Here is an 8806-nt window from a genome sequence, read left to right as displayed (position 1 = left end):
CTAATGTTCCTGTCGTTGTTGATGCGGGTATTGGTGCTCCTTCACATGCCGCGCGTGCGATGGAAATGGGCGCGGATGCCGTGCTCGTCAATACAGCGATTGCAGCTTCGAGCGATCCCGTTGCGATGGCGAAGGCATTTAAGTTGGCGGTAGAGTCCGGGCGTATGGCTTATGAAGCTGGACTTGCCGGTAAGGTTTCTCATGCGGTTGCGTCGAGTCCACTGACGTCATTCCTAGATGAGCTTTAGTCCTAGATTGGTTTAGCTATTAAGCGAGGAAAACATGAGCTTCGTTGAACAATTTAAGCAGCTTAATTGGGATGACATCTCGATGTCGATCTACGCGAAAACGGCACAAGATGTCGAGCGAGCATTGAATAAACCCAAGCGTGATTTGGAAGACTTTAAAGCGCTAATTTCACCAGCGGCTGAAGCGTACTTAGAGCAAATGGCGCAGCTGTCATACTCGGCAACTCGCAAGCGTTTTGGTAATACCATGTCGCTTTACATTCCACTGTACCTTTCTAACTTGTGCGCCAATGCTTGTACTTATTGTGGCTTCTCTATGGAGAACAGAATCAAGCGTCGTACTTTGAATCGGGACGAAGTGGCTGCAGAAGTTGAAGCCATTAAACGCATGAAGTTTGATAGCGTATTGCTGGTGACTGGCGAGCACGAAACTAAAGTGGGTATGAAATACTTCCGCGAAATGGTGCCGATGATTAAGCAACGTTTTAACTATTTGGCGATGGAAGTACAGCCACTTGATCAAGACGAATACGCTGAGCTCAAGACATTGGGTTTGGATGCGGTGATGGTTTATCAAGAAACGTATCATCCTTCGACGTATGCCGAGCACCATTTGCGTGGCAATAAGATGGATTTTGAATACCGATTGGATACACCCGATCGTCTTGCAAAGGCGGGCATCGATAAGATCGGTATTGGTGCTTTAATAGGGTTGGAAGAGTGGCGTACCGACTGTTTTTATGTGGCAGCGCACTTGGACTATCTTGAGCGCACGTATTGGCAGACTCGTTACTCGATTTCTTTCCCACGTTTGCGTCCTTGTGAGGGTGCGCTCCAACCCAAATCAGTCATGACGGATAAGCAACTTGTTCAGCTGATTTGCGCTTATCGTTTGTTGAATCCAGAAGTGGAGTTGTCATTATCGACTCGTGAGTCACCGAAGTTTAGAGATAACGCATTGCCTTTAGGCATTACCAGTATGTCTGCTGCATCGAAAACTCAGCCGGGTGGTTATGCGATGGATGATGTTGAACTCGAGCAGTTTGAGATCAGTGATGAGCGAAGCGCAGGTTCTGTGGAAGATATGATTCGAGCCAAAGGCTTTGACCCTGTATGGCGAGATTGGCACTCGGCGTATTCTGGTTAAGTAGCAAAGAAAGCCACTGGTCATCGTTATGTTTCACGTGAAACATAGGCAAAAAAAGAGGGCTGATGCAAAACATCAACCCTCTACTTTTTTCTAGCTTCTAGCTTCTAGCTTCTAGCTTCTAGCTGTGTGCTACTGGTAGCGTTGCTTGACGAAGCCACTCTTTCACATCACCCTCAACAAGTGGGCTGATCTCATCCCATACCTTCTGATGGTAATCATTCAACCAAGCAAGCTCTGGACGAGTTAGCATATCAACGTTGATATTGCGCTTGTCGATTGGACAGCGTGTTAGCGACTCAAATGATAGAACAGGGAAGTCACCGTTAGTTGGGGTTTCAACAACAAGCTCTAGGTTCTCGATACGGATACCAAACGCATCCGCACGGTAGTAACCTGGCTCGTTGGATAGCACCATACCTTCTGTTAGAGGCACGTCGATTTGCTTCTTCGAAATGCTCGCCGGACCTTCATGAACACTTAGGAAGTGACCGACACCGTGACCAGTACCGTGATCGTAATCGTAGCCCTCCGCCCACAGGTGCTGACGAGCTAGCGTATCGATTTGGTAACCACGTGTGCCTTTCGGGAAACGTGCACGTGCAACACCGATGTGGCCTTTTAGCGCGAGAGTGAATTGTTTAATCATCTCTTGTGAAGGCTGACCGATCGCGATGGTACGCGTAATGTCTGTCGTGCCATCTAGGTACTGACCGCCTGAATCCACTAGGTAAAGTGTGTTCAGTTCTAGCTTGCCAGGTTCAGGTTGGTTCTCGTGATTATAGTGACACATCGCCGCGTTGCCACCTGCTGCCGAGATAGTATCGAAGCTAAGATCCATAAGTGTCGGGTCTTCGCTACGGAACGCTTCCAGTTTGTCTGCCAGCGTCGCTTCATCATGCAGGTTACCCGCAACGACTTCAGCATCTAACCAAGAAAGGAACTTACTCATCGCTACGCCATCGCGGATATGACATGCTTTCATGCCTGCGATTTCAACTGCGTTCTTTGCTGCTTTTGGCATTAGGCATGGATCAGCTTTACTCACCACAGATGCGCCAGCGTTTTGAAGCACCAGCTTAAACCACGCGTTACTTGTTGCAGGGTCAACCAGTACATTCTTGCCAGTTAGGTTTTCTAGTCGTGCTTGCAATGCTTCTGGGTGATGAACCGTCACGCCGGCACCAACATGAGCGTCAAACTCAGCAGGTAGGCGAGCAGGATCTAGGAAGTATTCCACGCTTGAGTCTGAGTGCAGAATCGCGTGAGAAAGCAGAACTGGTAGACGTGATACATCTAGACCACGAACGTTGAGCAACCAACAGATAGAATCAAGTGCTGTGATCACTGCGCTGTCTGCACCGGCTTTTTTCACGAGCTCTGCGATTTCTTGGCGTTTGCTTTCACTTGATTGTCCAACTGTTTCTGTTGCCATTAGGCGAACATCAGAAACCACAGGAGCAGGGCGGTCGTGCCACAGTTCATCAATTGGGTTGCTATCGAGAATCTTAAGCTCAAGGGTACCTGCAAGTTTTGCTTGTGCCATGTCTAGCCAAGCAGAGTTGTGCATGCGAGGGTCGATTGCCACAGACGCGCCATTTGCAAGATGGTCTTTAATCCAATCTAGTGCAGGCTCTTCAATCAAGTGACGGTATTCGAATAGATCAGCAGGAACCTGCTTTGTTACTTGTACTGTGTAGCGACCATCAACAAAGATAGCGGCTTTGTCTTTGGTGATTACCGCAGCACCAGCAGAACCAGTAAAGCCAGTTAGCCAATGTAAACGCTCGTTGTGCGCTGGTACGTATTCGCCCAAGTACTCGTCTTCATGTGGGACAAGTAGGGCATCAATATTATGTTGTGCTAGCCATTCGCGAATTGCATTCACGCGGCTTTGGGTATCGTTGTGCATCTGTGTTATTCCTTCAAATTACCGCTCCTTCATGCTCAGGTGTGGGAGCTGTTTCCATCTGCTTCATGCAGTTTACGATTCCATTGAGGTTCGCAATCACTTCAATAGAGTCGGAGTACAACTAGGCCATAGATGAGCCAAAAAGGACTACGACAGTTAAGCTACTCATTTTAGCCGCTAAGCGCAAATTGAGTGCGGTGTTTTTATCTAAGGTGATCGGTTTTTTGTGTGATCATCGTACGTAGCCAGCCTAATGCAGGGTCGTTTTCTCTATCTCGGTGCCAGAATAAAGTGTAAGCCATAGGTGGGAATTCTAACGGTAGTGGCAGCACGACCAAATCAAGCTGTTTGGCCGCAAGTTGCACAAAATGACTTGGCGCAGTAAAGATAAAGTCGGTGTATGAACATAAACTTGCGGCACTGTTAAAGTCGGGCACGGTGACGGCAATATCGCGGTCGGCGCCAATATCTGCAAGGCGATAATCTAGCAACCAACGGTCGTTGCCATCACAACGTACTTGTACATGGCGTAGGGCGAGATAGGCTTCCAGATTCCAAGGTTGTTTTAGCGCAGGGTGGTTTTTGCGAATGATGCACATTTGGTAATCACGATAAATTTCCAACTCGCAAATGTCATCGGGTGGTTGAAGAGTCAGCTTGGCATCGTTTATATCGATATCTTTTCCAGTTAAGCCTAAATCCAGTTCGCCGCGTTGAAGCATTTTAAATGTATTATCCGACCACGGGTGTGTGCTTATGGTCACGCCAGGTGCTTGTTGAAAAATCGCCGGTAAGAAATGGGGTAGAATGAGAGGGTAGACACTCTCTACCGCTGCTATTTGAAAACGGTATTCGCTGCTTTGCGGAGAAAACTCTTCGGGTTGAGTCAGCACTTCTAACTGATTTATCAACAGATCCAGTTTCGGTTTAAGAAACAATGCGCGCGGCGTAGGTGTTAATCCATGTGAGTTTCGAGTGAAAAGAGGGTCATCAAATTGAATGCGCAGTTTAGCCAGTGATTTACTTACGGCGGATTGGCTTAAGCACAATCGGTGGGCTGCACGAGTAACGTTTAACTCTTCAATCAGCACTTTAAAGCAGACCAATAGATTTAAATCGATACGAGCCAGTTTTTCGACGTTCACAGTGAATTTCCTCTGAGGAATAATGCTCATGATTATACATCATTTCCATTCATATCATCAGATGATTAAGCTTTATCCAAAGTTCTTTATCCAATTCGGAGTGTTGTGTGTCTAGCCAGTTTTCTAATAGTAAAAAACAGATGGCGTTATTGACCCTTTTGGTTCTTTTCAGTCCTTTAGCGATTGATATTTATCTACCTGCTTTACCTCTTATTGCTTCCACTTTTCAGGTCGATAATGCGCTAGCACAAGACACGATCACTTGGTTCTTATTTGCTATGGGTGTTGGTCAGCTATTCGCAGGTCCCCTAGCAGATAAACTCGGACGTCGAACTGTTGCATTGGGCGGTATCACCATTTACGCGATGAGCGCTTTATTGGCGTGGAGTGCTCAAAATATTGAGTGGATGTTGGTTTCCCGACTGCTACAAGGCTTAGGTGCGTGTGCGACATCGGTAGCAGCCTTTGCAACAGTTCGCGATATCTTTGGCCCGGAAAAAAGCGGCAAAATGATCAGCTACCTTAACGGTGCGATTTGTTTCATTCCGGCTTTAGCTCCAATTCTAGGTAGCTGGTTAACTCAGCAATTTGACTGGCGTGCTAACTTTAGCTTTATGGCTGGTTTTGCTGTGGTGTCTGGATCATTGATGTTTTTCATGATGAAAGAGACTAACCCGTCAACAGAAAAGCAAGCCGTGTTTAAGCTTAGTCGGTATTGGGCAGTGCTTAGCACACCATCTTTTGTTTTCCATGCGTCATTATGCTTGATGGCGATGGCGGTTATTCTTGCTTACGTTACCTCAGCACCGTCGGTATTGATGACGGGGATGGGGCTGTCGATGAATGAATTCACTTTCTGGTTTGGTGTAAATGCGGTGATAAACATTGCGGCATGTATGCTGGCGCCTAAGTTTATGGAGCGCGTTGGAACTCACAACACCTTAGTCACCGGGATCTCAACTCTGGGTCTCGCAGGTGTGATCATGCTAGTGATGAATGGTCAGAATACCGCGCTTTCTTTCATGTTACCTATCTTTATGTCTTCTGTAGGTTTTGCATTCATTCTGGGTGCAGCGGCAGGGAAAGCGTTAGAACCGTTTGGTGATAAGGCGGGCACGGCAGCTGCACTGCTTGGATTGTTCCAAATGAGTGGCTCTGGTTTGTTGGTGGGTACACTGCAACGCTTATCTCTGGATCCACAAACCTTGATCGCAATTCATATGTGGGTCCTATTACCTGCGTTGGTCGTTCTGTTTACAAAAGCAGGGAAGAACTGGCACTCGAGCTTTGCGAAAGCGTAAATCAGTGTAATTTAGTATTTTCCAATGTAAGTAAGGCGTGTATATTTGTCACTCAGACTTTTCCTGACACCATAACGGAACTCAAAAAGTAATGTCGTTAACCACGTATGAAATGGCTCGTATTCTAGAGCAAATGGAAGATTCACCAGAAAAGGTGATGTTTGGCAAGTTGCTTAATGAGCTGGGTAATCAAAGCTCCGAGCGTATTCGTAGTGCGGCTAAACAAGTACCTCTGCCAATTTTGCGTGATATCGTGTACCAATTTCAGCAAGTGATTGAGTCACGCAAAGATGAACAAGTCGAGCAGATGGCAAAAGACCTCGCTCAGCAAGGTATCTCAGCAGAAGAGCTACTGGCTTACTTGAATAAATAATAAAAAATCCCCGCATGATGCGGGGATTTTTTTAGCTCGTCATTTTCTTTTTCAGGATGTGGTCCAAAGACAGCGGTCCTGGCCCCCATACGATTACGATAAGAATCATCAATCCCCAAAGTTGGTGGTCATAAAAACCTTTCTCCCACAACAGTGGGTAAGAGATCACTGCGATGATGTTGAACACAAACAGCATTGCTGCCATCGGGCGGGTAATCAATCCCAGTGCCAAGAACACCGGTAGAACCAACTCCGCAGCCGTACCTAAATAAGCCGCCAATTCCCATGGCAAGATTGGCACTTGGTATTCCAGCTCAAATAAGTACAGCGTGCTATCCCAAGATGAGATTTTGATTAGTCCTGAATTGAAGAACACCCAGGCTACCCACAAGCGACAAAAGAGAAGTAGTAAAGGGACAAAGCCAGCTTGTAGGGTACTGATTAAATCGTCGTACCGATTCACTAAGTTTTTAACCGTATCCGTCATAGAGTGCTCCTTAGATTGATTGCAATGTAAAGCCGTCAACAATATCGAGTGCCATGATGCGATTGAGATGAGCGAGTAAAACTTCAGGTATTTCGCTCAAACTCTGCTTCTGCTCTAAACATTGCAGCAGTTGGAACACATCGGCATCGAGTGCGTGACACAAGGCTTCTCCATTGGCTTGAATCGAGATGACACCTTGCTGTAATTGGTTGATATTAAGTTGTTCGAATTGGCCAGTTTGAATCGCGCTGAACAAATCAAATACTGCGTAGCTGGAGTCAAAGCTGCGGCAGCCTTGTTTAAGGTGCAAAACCAAAGCGGGTTGTTGCTCCTCACTCACTTCGCCAAGTAACGCAAGCGGTTTTAATGCTGCCGCATTGGATTGTTCATACTGTGCTTGACGAGCGAGGTCGATATGCCATTCGAAGCGTGCGACTTCAGGGCTGTAAGGTGCTTGTGCGATCACCTGACTAAACTGCATGATGGTGTCTTGAAAGCCGTCGCCATAATGCACCACATCTCCTTCTTCTAATGGGTAAGAAAGAACATGCTGGCGAGCTATCTGTTCAAAGCATTCTTCACCAAGCAGCGCTTCAACCATCGGGTAGGTCGCGGATAACACCTCGCTTAAGCTGACGATAAAGTTATTGCGGTAAATCTGCATGCGTTCATCAGCGGTAAACGTATCACTGGCAATATCGCAATCTTCACCGAGTGCTTGATAGTGTAGGGCTTTAGCAAACTGGCTTTGTAAGGTGGCTAGATTCATGATGCCTTCCTTGGTTCGCTTTGTTCACTTGGAAGTGTGCCTTGCAACAGTAGTTGCGATGCTTTCTGTGCTTCTCCTAATAAGACTTCTGGCGCGGGGATATCCAAATCCCATTCAATCAACGTATGACGTGGACCGTGTTTTTTTGTCCACTGTGAAAACAACTGCCAAACTTCATCGCTAACTGGGCGGCTATGGGTATCAATCCATATCTCACCTTTGTCGAGTTGTTTAATGGTAAAACCTGCCAAGTGAATCTCATCCACTTTGTCGGCTGGAATCGCATCTAGGTATGTGTCGCAATCAAAACCGTGGTTGAACGCCGAAACATAAACATTGTTTAAATCGAGCAATAAACGACAGTCAGTGCGCTTTTGCACTTCGGTAAGAAACTCCCATTCGCTGATGGTCGAATGTTGAAACTTCACATAACTAGATGGGTTCTCTATCAAGATCTCGCGTTGCAAATATTCCTGCACTTCATTCACGTTACGAGTGAACACGTTGAGCGCTTCTTCCGTATACGGAAGTGGAAGCAGGTCATTAAAGTAGTGACCGCCGTTTTCACTCCAACTTAAATGGTCAGAAACAAGGATTGGGTCGATTGAGTCAATCAGTGCTTTAAGTTGCGCAAGATGCTTTTGACTAACACGTTCCACCGAACCTAGCGACAAACCAATACCGTGGCAGCTAATTTGATATTGCTCGCGAAGCGTTTGTAGCTGATGGCGCTCTGTTGCATTGGGTTGGAAATAGTTTTCACTGTGGATTTCTAACCAAGACAACTCGGGTTGGTTTTGGCTAAAGTAATCGAGGTGAGGGGTTCTTAATCCAACTCCAACAAGGTCGTGGAAGGTGTGGTGTTTCACGTGAAACTCCTTTTCAAATCGTGCGGGAAGAGAAGGATGCGTCTTGGCTTTGCGTTGGTTGAGCGTCAACGCATCCTCACAATAGCTAGCGATAAAAGATTATGAAGAAGAAGTGCTACCGCCAGCGAGCTTGTCACAAAGACCTTTTGGTACGACTACGAATGCGTCTTTTTGGTTATCTTCTTTAGAAGTACCAGCGCATGAGCTGCTTTTTGTTGCACAGTCGTTTTTACCTGCTTTAGAAACGCCATAGCACTTTTCTTTTTCAGCAGCGACAGCTGGAGCTGCAGTTAGCATTGTGCCACCAAGAGCTAGAAGACCAGTAACAGCAGCAGTAACAGCTAGATTCGACTTTTTCATAATAAATTCCTCTGAATGATTTCCTTTACTTTAAGTTGGCAAGATGAATCGCCTGTTTTGGCGTTTTTGTTATCAACTTGCTTAACTTAAAAGATAGGAAACTGGCTAAAAAACTTTCAGAAAAATTTCTGAAGTAAATGGGTTTGTAGGGTCAAATAGATATAACTAATTGATGTATTGGGCAAAAAAACATCG

Annotated in this window: 9 protein-coding genes and 1 pseudogene; 4 read left to right on the top strand and 6 right to left on the bottom strand. The window is 46.1% G+C overall.

What is annotated here, in order from left to right:
• Together IQR33_RS32385 and thiH are read left to right on the top strand one after the other, a co-directional pair.
• Positions 1-248: pseudogene (locus tag IQR33_RS32385) on the top strand (thiazole synthase); the annotation flags it as partial.
• A 34-nt stretch (positions 249-282) separates the two neighbouring features.
• Positions 283-1395, top strand: coding sequence for a 2-iminoacetate synthase ThiH (gene thiH, locus IQR33_RS05980; protein ID WP_005447249.1), 1113 nt, complete (start codon positions 283-285; stop codon positions 1393-1395).
• A 121-nt stretch (positions 1396-1516) separates the two neighbouring features.
• On the opposite strand, the gene IQR33_RS05975 is transcribed toward thiH, so the two are convergent.
• The gene (locus IQR33_RS05975; protein ID WP_025768964.1) at positions 1517-3307 is read right to left on the bottom strand and encodes an aminopeptidase P family protein; all 1791 of its coding nucleotides are present in this window, start codon (positions 3305-3307) and stop codon (positions 1517-1519) included.
• Positions 3308-3510: 203 nt separating this feature from the next.
• Positions 3511-4452 carry a LysR family transcriptional regulator gene (locus IQR33_RS05970; RefSeq protein ID WP_005378791.1) on the bottom strand — a complete coding sequence of 314 codons (942 nt, stop codon included), beginning with the start codon at positions 4450-4452 and terminating at the stop codon, positions 3511-3513.
• 140 nt (positions 4453-4592) lie between these two features.
• On the opposite strand from IQR33_RS05970, the gene IQR33_RS05965 reads away from it, so the two are divergent.
• The gene (locus tag IQR33_RS05965; protein WP_005378788.1) at positions 4593-5753 is read left to right on the top strand and encodes a multidrug effflux MFS transporter; all 1161 of its coding nucleotides are present in this window, start codon (positions 4593-4595) and stop codon (positions 5751-5753) included.
• 91 nt (positions 5754-5844) lie between these two features.
• On the top strand, positions 5845-6126 hold the full coding sequence (locus tag IQR33_RS05960; RefSeq protein WP_005378786.1) for a hypothetical protein: 282 nt from the start codon (positions 5845-5847) through the stop codon (positions 6124-6126).
• 31 nt (positions 6127-6157) lie between these two features.
• Here IQR33_RS05960 and IQR33_RS05955 read toward each other — a convergent pair whose 3' ends face one another.
• The 4 genes from IQR33_RS05955 to IQR33_RS05940 form a co-directional block, all read right to left on the bottom strand.
• Complete coding sequence (locus tag IQR33_RS05955) at positions 6158-6613, bottom strand: DoxX family protein (RefSeq protein ID WP_005378784.1); 456 nt, start codon at positions 6611-6613, stop codon at positions 6158-6160.
• A 10-nt stretch (positions 6614-6623) separates the two neighbouring features.
• On the bottom strand, positions 6624-7382 hold the full coding sequence (locus IQR33_RS05950) for a DNA-binding domain-containing protein (RefSeq protein WP_025768965.1): 759 nt from the start codon (positions 7380-7382) through the stop codon (positions 6624-6626).
• Positions 7379-8251: a DUF692 domain-containing protein gene (locus IQR33_RS05945; protein ID WP_025768966.1), complete on the bottom strand. Its 873-nt coding sequence runs from the start codon at positions 8249-8251 to the stop codon at positions 7379-7381. The genes IQR33_RS05950 and IQR33_RS05945 overlap by 4 nt, the downstream gene beginning before the upstream one ends.
• A 99-nt stretch (positions 8252-8350) precedes the next feature.
• The gene (locus tag IQR33_RS05940; protein ID WP_005378779.1) at positions 8351-8611 is read right to left on the bottom strand and encodes a DUF2282 domain-containing protein; all 261 of its coding nucleotides are present in this window, start codon (positions 8609-8611) and stop codon (positions 8351-8353) included.
• Positions 8612-8806: the final 195 nt, after the last annotated feature.

It is taken from the genome of Vibrio sp. OPT46, assembly GCF_015163535.1.
Lineage (GTDB): Bacteria > Pseudomonadota > Gammaproteobacteria > Enterobacterales > Vibrionaceae > Vibrio > Vibrio alginolyticus.
This window is presented reverse-complemented; position numbering and strand designations above follow the sequence as displayed.

Excerpts from the sequence above, each read along its gene's own strand:
- thiH (WP_005447249.1), top strand. The coding sequence starts at position 283 with ATGAGCTTCGTTGAACAATTTAAGCAGCTTAATTGGGATGACATCTCG.
- IQR33_RS05975 (WP_025768964.1), bottom strand. The coding sequence starts at position 3,307 with ATGCACAACGATACCCAAAGCCGCGTGAATGCAATTCGCGAATGGCTA.
- IQR33_RS05965 (WP_005378788.1), top strand. The coding sequence starts at position 4,593 with ATGGCGTTATTGACCCTTTTGGTTCTTTTCAGTCCTTTAGCGATTGAT.
- IQR33_RS05960 (WP_005378786.1), top strand. The coding sequence starts at position 5,845 with ATGTCGTTAACCACGTATGAAATGGCTCGTATTCTAGAGCAAATGGAA.
- IQR33_RS05955 (WP_005378784.1), bottom strand. The coding sequence starts at position 6,613 with ATGACGGATACGGTTAAAAACTTAGTGAATCGGTACGACGATTTAATC.
- IQR33_RS05950 (WP_025768965.1), bottom strand. The coding sequence starts at position 7,382 with ATGAATCTAGCCACCTTACAAAGCCAGTTTGCTAAAGCCCTACACTAT.
- IQR33_RS05940 (WP_005378779.1), bottom strand. The coding sequence starts at position 8,611 with ATGAAAAAGTCGAATCTAGCTGTTACTGCTGCTGTTACTGGTCTTCTA.